This window comes from Enterobacter sp. BNK-29 (genome assembly GCF_048684785.1).
In the GTDB taxonomy this organism is placed as follows: Bacteria; Pseudomonadota; Gammaproteobacteria; order Enterobacterales; family Enterobacteriaceae; genus Enterobacter; species Enterobacter cloacae_M.
The window spans coordinates 3,479,646-3,494,533 of record NZ_JBLQTU010000001.1; the positions used below are offsets into that span (position 1 = coordinate 3,479,646).

The 14,888-nt window shown below is 57.2% G+C and carries 17 protein-coding genes; 12 read left to right on the top strand and 5 right to left on the bottom strand.

Going from position 1 to position 14,888, the window contains the following annotated elements:
• Positions 1–176 precede the first annotated feature (176 nt).
• Positions 177–551 (top strand): inner membrane protein YbjM, encoded by a 375-nt coding sequence (locus tag ACMGGX_RS16590; RefSeq protein WP_023310928.1) that lies wholly within the window; start codon positions 177–179, stop codon positions 549–551.
• Positions 552–581: 30 nt separating this feature from the next.
• On the opposite strand, the gene ACMGGX_RS16595 is transcribed toward ACMGGX_RS16590, so the two are convergent.
• Positions 582–851 carry a GrxA family glutaredoxin gene (locus ACMGGX_RS16595; protein WP_006809455.1) on the bottom strand — a complete coding sequence of 90 codons (270 nt, stop codon included), beginning with the start codon at positions 849–851 and terminating at the stop codon, positions 582–584.
• 184 nt (positions 852–1,035) lie between these two features.
• Here ACMGGX_RS16595 and nfsA point away from each other — a divergent pair, with 184 nt between their 5' ends.
• The 11 genes from nfsA to ACMGGX_RS16650 all read left to right on the top strand — a co-directional run bounded on the left by nfsA (position 1,036) and on the right by ACMGGX_RS16650 (position 11,757).
• Positions 1,036–1,758, top strand: coding sequence for a nitroreductase NfsA (gene nfsA, locus ACMGGX_RS16600; RefSeq protein ID WP_420298616.1), 723 nt, complete (start codon positions 1,036–1,038; stop codon positions 1,756–1,758).
• A gap of 69 nt (positions 1,759–1,827) precedes the next feature.
• On the top strand, positions 1,828–2,730 hold the full coding sequence (gene rimK, locus ACMGGX_RS16605) for a 30S ribosomal protein S6--L-glutamate ligase (protein WP_063439195.1): 903 nt from the start codon (positions 1,828–1,830) through the stop codon (positions 2,728–2,730).
• 63 nt (positions 2,731–2,793) lie between these two features.
• Positions 2,794–3,270 (top strand): YbjN domain-containing protein, encoded by a 477-nt coding sequence (locus tag ACMGGX_RS16610; RefSeq protein WP_014169308.1) that lies wholly within the window; start codon positions 2,794–2,796, stop codon positions 3,268–3,270.
• A 351-nt stretch (positions 3,271–3,621) separates the two neighbouring features.
• Entirely contained in the window at positions 3,622–4,734 is a 1,113-nt protein-coding gene (potF, locus tag ACMGGX_RS16615; protein WP_063439196.1) for a spermidine/putrescine ABC transporter substrate-binding protein PotF, read from the top strand.
• Between the two features lie 143 nt (positions 4,735–4,877).
• Complete coding sequence (gene potG, locus ACMGGX_RS16620; RefSeq protein WP_023310932.1) at positions 4,878–6,011, top strand: putrescine ABC transporter ATP-binding subunit PotG; 1,134 nt, start codon at positions 4,878–4,880, stop codon at positions 6,009–6,011.
• A 10-nt stretch (positions 6,012–6,021) separates the two neighbouring features.
• Positions 6,022–6,975, top strand: coding sequence for a putrescine ABC transporter permease PotH (gene potH, locus ACMGGX_RS16625; protein ID WP_420298617.1), 954 nt, complete (start codon positions 6,022–6,024; stop codon positions 6,973–6,975).
• A complete protein-coding gene (gene potI, locus ACMGGX_RS16630) occupies positions 6,972–7,817 on the top strand; it encodes a putrescine ABC transporter permease PotI (RefSeq protein WP_023310934.1) in 846 nt (281 codons plus the stop codon). Before potH ends, potI begins: the two co-directional genes overlap by 4 nt.
• 65 nt (positions 7,818–7,882) lie before the next feature.
• On the top strand, positions 7,883–8,356 hold the full coding sequence (locus ACMGGX_RS16635) for a YbjO family protein (protein WP_023310935.1): 474 nt from the start codon (positions 7,883–7,885) through the stop codon (positions 8,354–8,356).
• A gap of 40 nt (positions 8,357–8,396) precedes the next feature.
• On the top strand, positions 8,397–9,524 hold the full coding sequence (gene rlmC / locus ACMGGX_RS16640) for a 23S rRNA (uracil(747)-C(5))-methyltransferase RlmC (RefSeq protein ID WP_143347321.1): 1,128 nt from the start codon (positions 8,397–8,399) through the stop codon (positions 9,522–9,524).
• A gap of 72 nt (positions 9,525–9,596) precedes the next feature.
• Positions 9,597–10,304 carry a response regulator transcription factor gene (locus ACMGGX_RS16645; protein ID WP_033145045.1) on the top strand — a complete coding sequence of 236 codons (708 nt, stop codon included), beginning with the start codon at positions 9,597–9,599 and terminating at the stop codon, positions 10,302–10,304.
• Positions 10,288–11,757 carry a sensor histidine kinase gene (locus ACMGGX_RS16650; protein ID WP_223534559.1) on the top strand — a complete coding sequence of 490 codons (1,470 nt, stop codon included), beginning with the start codon at positions 10,288–10,290 and terminating at the stop codon, positions 11,755–11,757. The genes ACMGGX_RS16645 and ACMGGX_RS16650 overlap by 17 nt, the downstream gene beginning before the upstream one ends.
• 80 nt (positions 11,758–11,837) lie before the next feature.
• Here the strand turns inward: ACMGGX_RS16650 and artJ are convergent, their stop codons facing one another.
• From artJ to artI, 4 genes are all read right to left on the bottom strand, one after another.
• Entirely contained in the window at positions 11,838–12,569 is a 732-nt protein-coding gene (artJ, locus tag ACMGGX_RS16655) for an arginine ABC transporter substrate-binding protein ArtJ (RefSeq protein WP_033145047.1), read from the bottom strand.
• Positions 12,570–12,764: 195 nt separating this feature from the next.
• The gene (gene artM, locus ACMGGX_RS16660; protein ID WP_033145048.1) at positions 12,765–13,433 is read right to left on the bottom strand and encodes an arginine ABC transporter permease ArtM; all 669 of its coding nucleotides are present in this window, start codon (positions 13,431–13,433) and stop codon (positions 12,765–12,767) included.
• A complete protein-coding gene (artQ, locus tag ACMGGX_RS16665; RefSeq protein WP_023310941.1) occupies positions 13,433–14,149 on the bottom strand; it encodes an arginine ABC transporter permease ArtQ in 717 nt (238 codons plus the stop codon). Before artQ ends, artM begins: the two co-directional genes overlap by 1 nt.
• A gap of 6 nt (positions 14,150–14,155) precedes the next feature.
• On the bottom strand, positions 14,156–14,887 hold the full coding sequence (artI, locus tag ACMGGX_RS16670; protein ID WP_008500032.1) for an arginine ABC transporter substrate-binding protein ArtI: 732 nt from the start codon (positions 14,885–14,887) through the stop codon (positions 14,156–14,158).
• Between the last annotated feature and the right edge of the window lies 1 nt (position 14,888).

The window sequence follows — 14,888 nt, forward strand, 5'->3', positions numbered from 1 at the left end:
CCTAATTTATTCCCTAAAACATTAGCTGGCCGATAGTTTAATCGTATTAGCTACTGACAGCTACCTATTATCGCATCACCCTGTGCGTACTTTGGCAAGGATTGCCGCACTGCTTTATCTGACTGGGCGTCTACCCGACGAAGGTGTATTTGATAGAGATAAGTCAGGAGGATAGTTTGAACATTAAACGAAACTGGGCGGGGGTGATCAGCTGCTTTTTGCTGTTTACCGTCGTGTGCATGTCGCTCGCTTTTAATGTGAAAGGGGCATTCAGGGCTGCCGGACACCCGGAGCTGGGGCTGCTCTTTTTTACCCTGCCGGGAGCCGCTGCCAGTTTTCTTTCCCGTAAAGGGGAGGTGGTCAAGCCGCTTATTGGCGCAATGCTGGCGGCACCGCTGTGTCTGCTGCTGATGCGCATGCTGTATGTATCAACGCGAAGTTTCTGGCAGGAGCTGGCGTGGTTGCTGAGCGGTGTCTTCTGGTGCGCCCTTGGCGCGCTGTGCTATTTGTTTGTGTGCAGTCTGATTAAGCATCGACGGCACCACAATTAAAAACGCCCTCAGGGTGAGGGCGTCTTAGCATTACTGAGCGGCAAACAGGCCCAGATGTTCTTTGGCGTAAGCTTCAAAGTCAGTGCAGCCGCCGATGTGTTTCTGATCGAGGAAGATCTGCGGTACGGTTTCAACCGGCTTGCCGACGGTTTTTTCGAGATCCGCTTTGGTGATGCCTTCCGCGTGGATATCCACGTAGCGGAAGTTGAAGTCATCGCGCTCTTCGGTCAGTTTCTCAGCCAGCTCTTTCGCGCGCACACAGTAAGGGCACCCTGGACGACCAAAAATTACTGCAAACATTTCTCTCTCCTCAAAAAACAAGCCTGACGGCGAATAGGACATATAGTGCCCGATAACCTGCCGCCATTAAAGAAGGTTTCGCCTGTCGCTTTGATATAGTAAGGCTATGTTTCGCCAATTACACCGCGCAAATCATTGCCTATACTGGCTGCCATACGGTTTAAGCAAGACAAAGAGAGACAAGATGACGCCAACCATAGACCTGCTCACATCCCACCGTTCCATTCGCCACTTCACCGATGAGCCGATTACCGAGGCGCAGCGCGAAGCGATTATTAACAGCGCCAGGGCGACCTCCAGTTCCAGCTTCCTGCAGTGCAGCTCGATTATCCGCATCACCGACCCGACCATGCGTGAACAGCTGGTCACGCTGACCGGCGGGCAGAAGCATGTGGCCCAGGCCGCGGAGTTCTGGGTGTTCTGCGCCGACTTTAACCGCCACCTGCAGATCTGCCCAGAGGCGGAGCTGGGGCTGGCCGAACAGCTGCTGCTGGGCGTGGTGGATACCGCGCTGATGGCGCAAAACGCCTTTACGGCGGCGGAGTCGCTGGGTTTGGGCGGTGTCTACATCGGCGGCCTGCGTAACAACATCGAAAGCGTGACCGAGCTGCTGAAGCTGCCAAAACACGTCCTGCCGCTGTTCGGCCTGTGCCTCGGCTGGCCTGCGGATAACCCGGATCTGAAGCCGCGCATTCCTGCCGCCATGCTGGTGCACGAAAACCACTACCAGCTGGTCGATCAGGACGTCCTGAATCAATATGACGAAGAGCTGGCGAACTACTACCTGACGCGCGGCAGCAATAACCGTCGCGATACCTGGACTGACCATATTCGTCGCACCATCATTAAAGAAAACCGCCCGTTTATTCTTGATTACCTGCACAAACAGGGCTGGGCGACGCGATAGTCCATTCCGCCTGCGCCTGCCTGCGTATATGATATGCAGGCTTTTTCCATGTCTTCAGAGAGGTGCAGGGTGAAAATTGCCATATTGTCCCGGGATGGAACGCTCTATTCATGCAAGCGCCTGCGAGACGCGGCGGCGAAACGCGGCCATCAGGTTGAGATCCTCGACCCGATGTCCTGCTATATGAACATTGACCCGGCCGCCTCGTCGATTCACTACAAAGGCCGCAAGCTGCCGCACTTTGATGCGGTGATCCCCCGCATCGGCTCCCAGATCACCTATTACGGCACCGCCGCGCTGCGCCAGTTTGAGATGCTGGGCAGCTATCCGCTTAACGAATCCGTCGCTATATCCCGCGCCCGCGACAAGCTGCGCTCGCTGCAGCTCCTCGCCCGTCAGGGGATCGATCTCCCCGTCACGGGGATTGCCCATTCACCGGACGACACCAGCGATCTTATCGATATGGTGGGCGGTGCGCCTTTGGTGATTAAGCTGGTGGAAGGCACGCAGGGTATTGGCGTGGTGCTGGCGGAGACGCGTCAGGCGGCGGAGAGCGTCATTGACGCCTTTCGCGGCCTCAATGCCCATATTCTCGTGCAGGAGTACATCGAAGAGGCGAAAGGGCGCGATATTCGCTGCTTCGTGGTCGGCAATGAGGTGGTCGCGGCCATTGAGCGCCAGGCGAAAGAGGGCGATTTCCGCTCTAACCTTCACCGCGGCGGCGTGGCGCGGGTAGCCGATATTAGCGATCGCGAACGGGAAATTGCCGTGAAAGCGGCGCAAACCCTGGGGCTGGACGTGGCGGGCGTAGACCTTCTGCGGGCGACGCGCGGGCCGCTGGTCATGGAGGTGAACGCCTCGCCGGGGCTGGAAGGCGTGGAAAAAACCACAGGTGTCGATATTGCGGGTAAAATGATCTCATGGATCGAGCGTCATGCCACGCCGGGCTACTGTCTGAAAACGGGCGGTTAAATGGTATTGAACGCACTTTTTGCGTACCCTATGCACAGATTATATTGAAGAGGCTGCACAGCGATGGATTTACAGGTCGTACCTACACTGGATACGTTACGTCAATGGCTTGATGATGCCGGAATTACGTTCTTCGAATGCGATTCCTGCCAGGCGCTGCATCTGCCTCATATGCAGAATTTCGACGGCATTTTCGATGCCAAAATCGATCTCATTAACGACGTGATCCTTTTCTCCGCGCTGGCCGAAGTGAAGCCGTCCGCGCTGCTGGCGCTGGCCTCCGACCTGTCAGCGATCAACGCCAGTTCTTTGACGGTGAAAGCATTTCTCGACATACAGGATGATAATCTGCCAAAACTGGTCGTTTGCCAGTCTTTATTCTCCGGTGCCGGGCTGTCGTTCAAGCAGTTCTCCTGGTTTATGCGCTTGAGCGAAGAGCAAATTTCCATGGTCATGATGGAAGCCAATGCACACCATCTGCTGTATAGCGCGGAAGATGATGCAGAGAATAATGATGCATCTCCCAATTTTCTTCACTAAGCCTGTCTGACTTTTGCGCAGTCGCTGCCATAGCGGCTGCAGAAGGCCATTTTTTCTGCTGCTTTTAACCTTTCTTTAAAGAATTTTTCACCTCCCTGAAGGCCGTTTCGGCTTATCACGTAGACATAACCTGCATAAAAAATTGATAAAAGGCGTTTTTTCGTCTGGGCTATAGCCGGAGACACGGGCTACAGTTATTCTTGCGATGCTTAAAAAAGCGAGCGGAAGCTGCCGGGTAAAGAGGTTTCTTTTTATTTTGGGCAGAGCGACAAACTATGCATGATTATTGCATATCTTCAGATTGCACAGTTTTAGTTCGTTTGTTAACGAGCTTTCAGAAGGAATAAAGATATGATCGCCTTGAATAAAAAATGGTTATCGGGTCTGGTTGCGGGTGCTCTGATGGCCGTCTCTGCCGGCTCGCTCGCTGCGGAACAAAAAACGCTGCACGTTTACAACTGGTCTGACTATATTGCGCCGGACACGGTGGCGAATTTTGAAAAAGAGACCGGCATTAAAGTGGTCTACGACGTTTTCGATTCCAACGAAGTGCTGGAAGGAAAACTGATGGCGGGCAGCACCGGGTTTGATCTCGTGGTGCCTTCTGCAAGCTTCCTCGAGCGCCAGCTGACGGCAGGCGTCTTCCAGCCTCTGGACAAGAGCAAGTTACCGAACTGGAAAAACCTCGATCCGGAAGTGCTGAAGCTGGTGGCGAAGCATGACCCGGACAACAAATACGCGATGCCTTACCTGTGGGCGACCACCGGTATCGGCTACAACGTGGATAAAGTCAAAGCGGTGCTGGGCCCGGACGTCAAGCTGGACAGCTGGGACGTGGTGCTGAAGCCGGAAAACCTTGAGAAGCTGAAAAGCTGCGGCGTCTCCTTCCTCGATGCGCCGGAAGAGATTTTCGCGACCGTGCTGAACTACCTGGGCAAAGACCCGAACAGCAGTAAAGCCGATGATTACACCGGCCCGGCGACCGATCTGCTGCTGAAGCTGCGTCCAAACATTCGTTACTTCCACTCGTCTCAGTACATCAATGACCTGGCGAACGGCGACATCTGCGTCGCGATCGGCTGGGCAGGGGACGTGTGGCAGGCGGCTAACCGCGCTAAAGAGGCGAAAAACGGCGTGAACGTCTCTTACTTCATTCCGAAAGAGGGGGCGCTGGCCTTCTTCGACGTCTTCGCGATGCCGGCTGATGCGAAAAACAAAGACGAAGCGTATCAGTTCCTCAACTACCTGATGCGTCCTGAGGTGATCGCCCACATCAGCGACCACGTTTACTACGCGAACGGTAACAAGGCCTCCGTGCCGCTGGTAAGCGAAGAAATCCGTAACAACCCGGCTATCTATCCGCCAGCGGATGTGTTCGCCAAGCTCTTCACCCTGAAAGTTCAGGATCCAAAAATTGACCGCGTGCGTACCCGCGCGTGGACCAAGGTGAAAAGCGGTAAATAACGGCGTTGGGTATTGTTGCCCGGTGGCGCTGTCGCCTACCGGGCCTTTACAACCCGTAGGCCGGGCAAGCGTTAGCGCCGCCCGGCGATGCGCACCCTGACGGTGCGTTTGCACCAGTACTGATCTATGCCGGAGAACACCCCGTGAATGACGCGATCCCCCGCCCGCAGGCGAAAGTCCGTAAAGCGCTGACCCCGCTTCTTGAAATTCGTAACCTCACCAAATCTTTCGATGGCCAGCATGCCGTGGACGACGTCAGCCTGACTATCTATAAAGGCGAAATTTTTGCCCTTCTGGGGGCTTCTGGCTGCGGTAAATCGACCCTGCTGCGTATGCTGGCCGGGTTTGAACAGCCCACCGCCGGGCAAATCATGCTTGATGGCGTGGATCTCTCCAGCGTGCCGCCGTATCAGCGCCCGATTAACATGATGTTCCAGTCCTACGCGCTGTTCCCGCACATGACGGTGGAGCAGAACATCGCCTTTGGCCTGAAGCAGGACAAGCTGCCGAAGGCCGAAATTAACGCGCGCGTGGCCGAAATGCTGAGCCTGGTGCACATGCAGGAGTTTGCGAAGCGTAAGCCGCATCAGCTCTCCGGCGGCCAGCGCCAGCGCGTGGCCCTGGCCCGCAGTCTGGCAAAACGCCCGAAACTGCTGCTGCTCGACGAACCGATGGGCGCGCTGGATAAAAAACTGCGCGACCGTATGCAGCTTGAAGTGGTGGATATCCTGGAGCGCGTGGGGGTGACCTGCGTGATGGTCACCCACGACCAGGAAGAGGCGATGACCATGGCCGGGCGTATCGCGATCATGAACCGCGGGAAGTTCGTGCAGATCGGCGAGCCGGAAGAGATTTATGAGCACCCGACGACCCGCTACAGCGCGGAGTTTATCGGCTCGGTCAACGTTTTCGAAGGGCTGCTGAAAGATCGTCAGGAGGATGGCCTGGTCATCGAATCGCCGGGGCTGCAGCATCCGCTTAAGGTCGATCCTGATAACTCCGTGGTGGACAACGTGCCGGTCTACGTCGCGCTGCGTCCGGAGAAAATCATGCTTTGTGAGGATCCGCCTGCCGATGGCTATAACTTTGCCGTGGGCGAAGTGGTGCACATTGCCTACCTGGGCGATCTGTCTATCTACCACGTGCGGCTGAAAAGCGGGCAGATGCTCAGCGCGCAGTTACAGAACGAACATCGCTACCGCAAGGGGCAGCCAACATGGGGTGACGAAGTGCGCCTGTGCTGGGATGCTGACAGTTGCGTCGTGCTGACGGTATAAGGAGCGGCAAATGAGTGCACTTGAACCTCCAGCCCGCGCAGAAAAGCCGGGCGGCTTTGCCCAGTGGCTGATGCGCATGCAGATGAAACACGGCCGCAAGCTGGTGATCGCCATGCCGTACGTGTGGCTAATCCTGCTGTTCCTGCTGCCGTTCCTGATTGTTTTCAAGATAAGCCTGGCGGAAATGGCGCGGGCGATCCCGCCCTATACCAACCTGCTGGACTGGGCCGATGGGCAGCTGACGCTGACGCTTAATCTCGGCAACTTCCTGCAGCTCACCGACGACCCGCTCTATTTCGAAGCCTATCTGCAGTCGCTGCAGGTGGCGGCGATTTCGACGCTCTGCTGTCTGGTGATGGGCTACCCGCTGGCGTGGGCGGTGGCGCACAGCAAACCGTCGACGCGTAACATCCTGCTGCTGCTGGTGATCCTGCCGTCGTGGACCTCGTTCCTGATCCGCGTTTACGCCTGGATGGGGATCCTGAAAAACAACGGCGTGCTGAATAACTTTCTCATGTGGCTTGGGGTTATCGATCAGCCGCTGACGATCCTGCACACCAATCTCGCGGTCTATATCGGCATTGTGTACGCCTACCTGCCGTTTATGGTGCTGCCGATCTATACGGCCCTGACGCGCATTGATTATTCGCTGGTGGAAGCGTCGCTCGATCTCGGCGCCCGCCCGTTAAAAACCTTCTTCAGCGTCATTGTCCCGCTGACCAAAGGCGGCATTATCGCCGGGTCAATGCTGGTCTTTATCCCGGCGGTCGGGGAGTTTGTGATCCCGGAACTGCTCGGCGGCCCGGACAGCATTATGATTGGCCGCGTGCTGTGGCAGGAGTTCTTCAATAACCGCGACTGGCCGGTGGCCTCTGCGGTGGCGATTGTTATGCTCCTGCTGCTGATCGTGCCGATCATGTGGTTCCACAAGCATCAGCAGAAACAGATGGGAGATCACGGATGAACAACTTACCGGTAGTGCGCTCCCCGTGGCGGATAGCAATCCTGGTGATCGGCTTTACCTTCCTGTATGCGCCGATGCTGATGCTGGTGATCTACTCCTTCAACAGCTCCAAGCTGGTGACGGTCTGGGCAGGATGGTCGACGCGCTGGTACAGCGAGCTGTTCCACGACGATGCGATGATGAGCGCGGTGGGGCTGAGCCTGACCATTGCCGCCCTGGCGGCGACAATGGCGTCGGTGCTGGGCACGATCGCCGCGCTGGTGATGGTGCGCTTCGGGCGTTTTCGCGGCTCAAACGGGTTCGCCTTTATGATCACCGCGCCGCTGGTCATGCCGGACGTGATCACCGGTCTCGCGCTGCTGCTGCTGTTCGTGGCCCTGGCGCACGCCATCGGCTGGCCGGCGGATCGCGGCATGCTCACCATCTGGCTGGCGCACGTCACCTTCTGTACGGCCTACGTGGCGGTAGTGATCTCCTCGCGCCTGCGCGAGCTGGATCGCTCCATTGAAGAGGCGGCGATGGATCTTGGCGCGACGCCGCTGAAGGTCTTTTTCATCATCACCCTGCCGATGATTATGCCGGCGGTGATCTCCGGCTGGCTGCTGGCGTTTACGCTGTCGCTGGACGATCTGGTTATCGCCAGCTTTGTCTCCGGACCGGGCGCGACGACGCTGCCGATGCTGGTCTTCTCCAGCGTGCGTATGGGGGTCAACCCGGAGATTAACGCTCTGGCTTCCATCATCCTCGGCGTGGTCGGAATTGTCGGATTTATCGCCTGGTATTTGATGGCGCGCGCGGAAAAACAGCGCGTGCGCGATATCCAGCGTGCAAGACGCGGCTGAAGGATTTAAAATTTCCAGTGATGTGCCGCGCATGACGCGGCACTGTTTTTCAGGGAAGTAAAACATTGGGATTATTAAAAAAATCACGTACTACGCACGCGCGTCCTAACGTACCTGCTCTGGTTCAGGTGGCGGCGCTCGCCATTATTATGATCCGCTGCCTGGACGTGCTGATGATTCTGAACACCCTGGGCGTGCGCGGCATCGGTGAATTCATTCACCGCAGCGTGCAGACGTGGAATCTGACGCTGGTCTTTTTGAGCAGCCTGGTGCTGGTGTTTATCGAGATCTACTGCGCGTTTTCGCTGGTCAAAGGGCGCAACTGGGCGCGCTGGGTCTATCTGCTGACGCAAATTACCGCCGCCAGCTATCTGTGGGCCGCCTCGCTGGGATACGGCTACCCGGAGCTGTTCAGCATTGCCGGTGAATCCAAACGCGAGATCCTGCGCGCGCTGTTTATGCAAAAATTGCCGGATATGCTGGTGCTCTGTCTACTCTTCGTTCCGGCCTCAAGCCGGCGGTTCTTCCGCCTGCAATAATGTGTATAATCGCAGCCCTCGTGATTCTTAAGGTTTTCATATGCAGTGCGCACTCTATGACGCCGGACGCTGCCGCTCCTGTCAGTGGATAGAACAGCCGGTTTCTCAACAACTCACCGCCAAAATGGCCGACCTGCAACAGCTGCTGGCAGCGCACGCGGTGGGCGAGTGGTGCGCACCCGTCAGCGGCCCGGAGCAGGGCTTTCGTAATAAAGCCAAAATGGTGGTCAGCGGCAGCGTTGAAAAACCGCTGCTGGGGATGCTGCACCGCGACGGCACGCCGGAAGACTTAACCGACTGCCCGCTGTATCCCGCCTCGTTTGAACCCGTCTTTGCCGCGCTGAAACCGTTTATCGCGCGTGCAGGGTTAACGCCTTACAGCGTCGCCCGCAGGCGCGGCGAGCTGAAATACCTTCTGCTGACGGAAAGCCAACTCGACGGGGGCATGATGCTGCGCTTCGTGCTGCGCTCGGAAGCCAAGCTGGAGCAGCTGCGCGCGGCGCTGCCGTGGCTGCAGGAACAGCTGCCGCAGCTGAAGGTCATTACGGCGAATATTCAGCCGGTGCATATGGCGATCATGGAAGGAGAGAAAGAGATTTTCTTCACCGACCAGCACGCGCTGGCCGAAAGCTTCAACGGCGTGCCGCTGTGGATCCGCCCGCAAAGCTTCTTCCAGACTAACCCAACCGTGGCTAGCAGCCTCTACGCCACCGCCCGCGACTGGGTTCGTGCGTTAAACATCCAGCATATGTGGGATCTCTTCTGCGGCGTGGGCGGCTTTGGCCTGCACTGCGCCACGCCAGAGATGCAGCTCACCGGAATAGAGATTTCTGCCGAAGCGATAGCCTGCGCGAAACAGTCCGCCGCCGGGCTGGGGTTAACGAATCTGCACTTCCAGGCGCTGGACTCCACGCAGTTTGCGACCGGCCAGGGCAACGTGCCGGAGCTGGTGCTGGTCAACCCGCCGCGTCGCGGCATCGGCAAGGCGCTGTGCGACTACCTGAGCCAGATGGCGCCCGAGTACATCGTCTATTCCAGCTGTAACGCCCAGACCATGGCGAAAGACATTGCCAGCCTGCCGGGCTACCGCATTGAACGCGTTCAGCTTTTCGATATGTTCCCGCATACCGCGCATTATGAAGTGTTGACGTTGCTCGTGAAATCTTAAACAAAATGTGAACTCTTCCCCCGCTCGAAATCAGGTAAGCTTACGTCATAAGAAATGATTGAAGGCTTACCCATGAAGCAGATCCTGCTGGTGGAAGACGACCACGATATCGCGGCGCTTCTGCGACTCAATTTAGAAGACGAAGGTTACGCCATCACCCACGAGCCCGACGGGGGCAAGGCCTTACTGCGTCTTGAAAAACAGCCGTGGGATGCGGTGATCCTCGACCTGATGCTGCCCAGCGTTGACGGTCTGGAGATTTGCCGCCGCATCCGTCAGATGACGCGCTACCTGCCGGTGATCATCATCAGCGCCCGCAGCAGCGAGACCGACCGCATTACCGGGCTGGAAACCGGCGCCGATGATTATCTGGCTAAGCCGTTCTCGGTGCAGGAACTCATTGCGCGCATCAAAGCGCTGTTCCGTCGCCAGCAGGCGATGGGGCAGGCGCAAACCGACGGTCAAATTCAGGCCCACGGTCTGACCATCGATCCTCTGGCGCGCAGCGTGCTGCTTCACGGTCAGGTGGTGGATCTCACCCCGCGTGAATTCGAGCTGCTGTACTTTTTTGCCCGTCATCCTGGCGAGGTCTTTTCGCGTCTGGCGCTGCTGGAGCAGGTCTGGGGCTATCAGCACGAAGGCTATGAGCATACCGTTAACACCCATATCAACCGCCTGCGCATCAAGATTGAGAAGGACGCAGCCGAGCCGGAGATTATTCGCACCGTCTGGGGCAAGGGCTATAAATTTGCGGAGCCAAATCATGATGCGCCGCTTTAGCCTGAGTCAGCGCCTGACGCTGCTGTTCATTCTGCTGATGATGCTCTGCGCCACCGTCGCCTGCGCCGTGCAGCTCTACACCAGTACGCAGTACGGTAACGCGATGGTGCAGCGGCTGTCGGGCGGGCTGGCGCAGCAGATAGTCCAGCGTGAACCGATTCTGGACGCGCAGGGCAGGGTCGACCGAAGGGCTCTCAAGCCGCTGTTCGATCGGCTGATGACCTTTAATCCGAGCGTTGAGCTGTACGTTGTCTCCCCGGACGGCGATATCCTGGCCGATGCCGCACCGCCGGGCCACATTCAGCGGCAAAAAATCGATCTGGCACCGGTTCAGACCTTCCTGAGCGGTACCGCCATACCGGTCCTGGGCGACGATCCTCGGAGTCAAAATAAAAAGGTCTTTAGCGCCACGCCGCTGCGGCAGGACGGCGAGCTTAAGGGCTACCTGTACATTATTTTGCAGGGCGAAGAGTCAAACGCCCTGGCGGAAATGGCCTGGCATAAGGCGCTGTGGAGCACGGTGCTGTGGTCATTGCTGTGGGTCGCGCTGTTTGGCCTGCTGGCAGGTTTACTGATCTGGTACTGGGTCACGCGCCCGGTAAAACAGCTGACGGTGGAGCTCGCCGGGCTGGAGCAGGACAGCATCAGCGCTATCAGACAGCTGGCGGCGCAGCCGTCGGACGCGGCGGCAAAGGATGAAGTGGCGATCCTGCGCAACAGCTTTATCGAGCTGGCGCGCAAAATCACCCGCCAGTGGGACCAGCTGGCCGACAGCGATCGCCAGCGCCGGGAGTTTATCGCCAACATTTCGCACGATCTCCGTACGCCGCTGACCTCGCTGCTGGGCTATCTGGAAACCCTGTCGCTAAAAGCCGCAACGCTGACGCCGCAGGAGCACCAGCAATATCTCGCCACCGCGCTGCGTCAGGGACAAAAAGTCCGTCATCTTTCGCAGCAGCTGTTCGAGCTGGCGCGCCTTGAGCACGGCGGCATTAAGCCGCAGCGCGAGCGTTTCGCGATGGGGGAGTTAATTTCCGACGTGGCGCAGAAGTTTGAGCTCACCGCCCGCACGCGAGAAGTGAATCTGCATATTGACGTACCGGGACCGCTGCCGCTGATTAACGCCGACGTGTCGATGATCGAACGCGTGGTGACCAACCTGCTCGATAACGCGATGCGCCATACGCCATCTGGTGGGGAAATTCGTCTGGCGGTCTGGCAGGAGAATGAACGGCTTCAGGTCGAAGTGGCTGACAGCGGAACGGGCGTGGATGCCGCGCTGCGCGACGATCTGTTCCAGCGGCCGTCGGCATTGAATACCCAGGCATCGCGGGAGAATCGCGGCGGGCTGGGGCTGTTAATCGTGAAACGTATGCTGGAGCTGCACGGCGGCGGGATCAGGCTGATGGAGTCGGTGAGCGGGGCGCGGTTCAGGTTCTTTGTGCCGCTTTGAGAGAGTGCCGGGTGGCGGCTTCGCCTTACCCGGCCTACAGACTACCACCCCCGTAGGCCGAGCCACCCGGCAAAAAAATCTTACTGCGGGAACCACTGATCGCTGATTTTCTGATACGTCCCGTCAGCTTTAATCGCTTTCAGCGCGCCGTTCAGTTTTTCCAGCAGGGCCTTGTTATCCGGACGTACCGCGATGCCGAGACCCGTACCGAAGTACTGCGGATCGGTCACTTTCTCGGTTGCGGTGCCCAGCTGCGGATTGGTTTTCAGCCATTCGTTCACCACGGCGGTATCGCCGAACACGCCGTCGATACGGCCATTTTTCAGGTCGATAATCGCGTTCTGGTAGCTGTCATAGGCCACGGTTTTCACTTCAGGATGTTTGTCCTGGAGGTATTTCTGGTGCGTGGTGCCGTTTTCCATCCCGATGCGTTTGCCTTTCAGCTGATCGAAAGAGGTATAAGCGCCTTTCTTCGCAATCACGACCGCCGAGTTGGCGTAGTACGGGTCGGTAAACGCAACCTGCTTGCTGCGCTCAGGCGTGATGTCCATCCCGGAGATCACCGCGTCGTATTTTTTGAATTTCAGCGACGGGATCAGGCTGTCGAAGGCATGGTTGGTAAAGGTGCAGTCGGCCTGCATTTGTTTGCACAGCGCTTTCGCCAGATCGATATCGAAACCCACGATCTGGTTGCTGGCATCCAGCGATTCAAACGGCGGATAGGTGGCGGACACGCCAAAATTGATTTTATCAGCTGCGGATGCGCCAGCGGCGAAGGTGGCGAGTAATGCGGCCAGAACTAACTTTTTCATTGTAATGCTCCCGTCTGTCTTATTTATGCGCCGTGTCTGCGGCATGGATGTACAATGCCATTTAATGAATTTATATGCAATAAAAATGATTAAGTATTATTTTTTTGGCAAAAAAAAGCGGATAACCAGAAAGTTACCCGCATTGATTAATCACATTTATGCACTTCTTGCCGGGTGGCGCTGCGCTTACCCGGCCTACGATCTGCGCTCAAACGCCAGCGCTTTACGCTCGATCAGGCGCATCATCAGCGTCAACAGGCCGTTAACCACCAGATAGACCACGCCTGCCGCACCGAACACCATCACGTCATAGGTGCGCCCGTACAGCAGCTGTCCGTGGCCCATTACCTCCATCAGGGTGATGGTGTAGGCCAGAGAAGTACTCTTGAACACCAGCACCACTTCGTTGGAGTAGGAGGAGAGCGCGCGCTTAAAGGCGTACGGCAGCAGGATCGCCAGCGTGTCTTTCTTGCTCATGCCCAGCGCTCCGCAGGACTGCCATTGTCCTTCCGGAATGGCGCGGATCGCGCCGTAGAACAGCTGGGTGGTATAGGCCGCACTGTTGAGCGAAAGGGCAATCAGGGCACACAGCCACGGTTCAGAGAGCAGATGCCAGATAACCGGATATTCCTGCAGCGACGGGAACTGGCCCGGGCCGTAGTAAATCAGGAAGATCTGCACCAGCAGCGGCGTACCGGTAAACAGGGTGATGTAGCCGCGCACAATCCACACCAGCACCGGCGTTTTCAGCGTCAGGATGATGGTGAAGATAAGGGCCAGGATCAGCGCCACGATAATGGACGCCACGGTCAGCGTCAGGCTGGTGTGCAGCCCTTTCATCAGCTCGGGGAAATATTCAAGCATCAGCCTGGTCTCCGTTCAAAGCGCGTCGCACGCAGGTCAATACGCTTGAGGATGTACTGACTGAGCAACGTGATTACCAGGTAGATAGCCGCCGCCACAATGTACCAGGTAAACGGCTCCTGGGTGCGGGTGGCGATGCTTTTGGTTTGCAGCATCAAATCGTTAACGCTTATCAGGCTCACCAGCGCGGTATCTTTCAGCAGCACCAGCCACTGGTTGCCGAGGCCCGGCAGGGCATGGCGCCACATCTGCGGCATGACCAGACGGAAGAAGATGGCTGATTTCGACAGGCCTAACGCCTGACCCGACTCCCACTGACCCTGCGGCACGGCTTTCAGCGCACCGCGCAGCGTTTGCGACGCGTACGCGGAGTAGAGCAGGGAGAGGGCAATCACGCCGCACAGGAACGGGCTGACGTCGAAGTTTTCAATCTGCATCTGCACCGGGATCTGCGCAAAACCAAGATTGATCGTGAAGCCGTCCGACAGCGTCAGCAGCAGCTGTGAAGAGCCGAAATAGATAAACAGGACCACCAGAATTTCCGGTAGCCCACGCAGCACGGTGACCAGCGCGGAGCCTGTCCAGGCGACGGGGAACCATTTCGCGGATTCCCACACAGCAAAGAACATCGCCAGCACGAGGCCGATAATCAGTGCGCAAACGGCAAGGCCGACGGTCATCCCGGCGGCGCTTGCTAAAGGAAAAATTTCATTCATCAGGAATTACTTCTGGAACCATTTTTTGTAGATGGTTTCGTAGGTGCCGTCTTTCTTCACTTTTTCCAGCGCAGCGTTGAATTTCTGCTGCAGCTCAGTGTTGCCCTGACGAACGGCAATCCCCAGACCGGTACCGAAGTAATCCTTATCGGTCACTTTGTCGCCCACTGGCGCCAGCTTATCGTTGGCTTTCAGCCACTCGGTCACGACTGCGGTATCACCAAATACGCCGTCGATACGGCCATTTTGCAGATCCAGCTTCGCGTTCTGGTAGCTGTCATACGGAACGGTGGTGATTTCCGGATGTTTATCCATGATGAATTTCTGGTGCGTGGTGCCGTTCTGCACGCCAACTTTTTTGCCTTTCAGCTGATCGACAGAGGTGAATTTACCTTTCTGACCAATGAACAGGGCGGAGTTGTCGTAGTAAGGGGTGGTGAACAGCACCTGCTTTTCTCGCTCCGGGGTGATGTCCATACCGGCCATCACGGCGTCGATACGGCGGAACTTCAGGCTTGGGATCAGGCTGTCGAACGCCTGGTTGCTGAAGGTACAGGTCGCGTCGATCTCTTTACACAGGGCGTTAGCCAGGTCCACGTCGAAGCCAACAATTTTGTTGTTCGCATCAATCGACTCAAACGGAGGGTAAGAGGCTTCCGTGGCGAAACGAATGGTCTGGGCTGCGGTAGCAGAAAGGGTAACGCCAGCAAGCAGCACGGCAAGTAATACTTTTTTCATT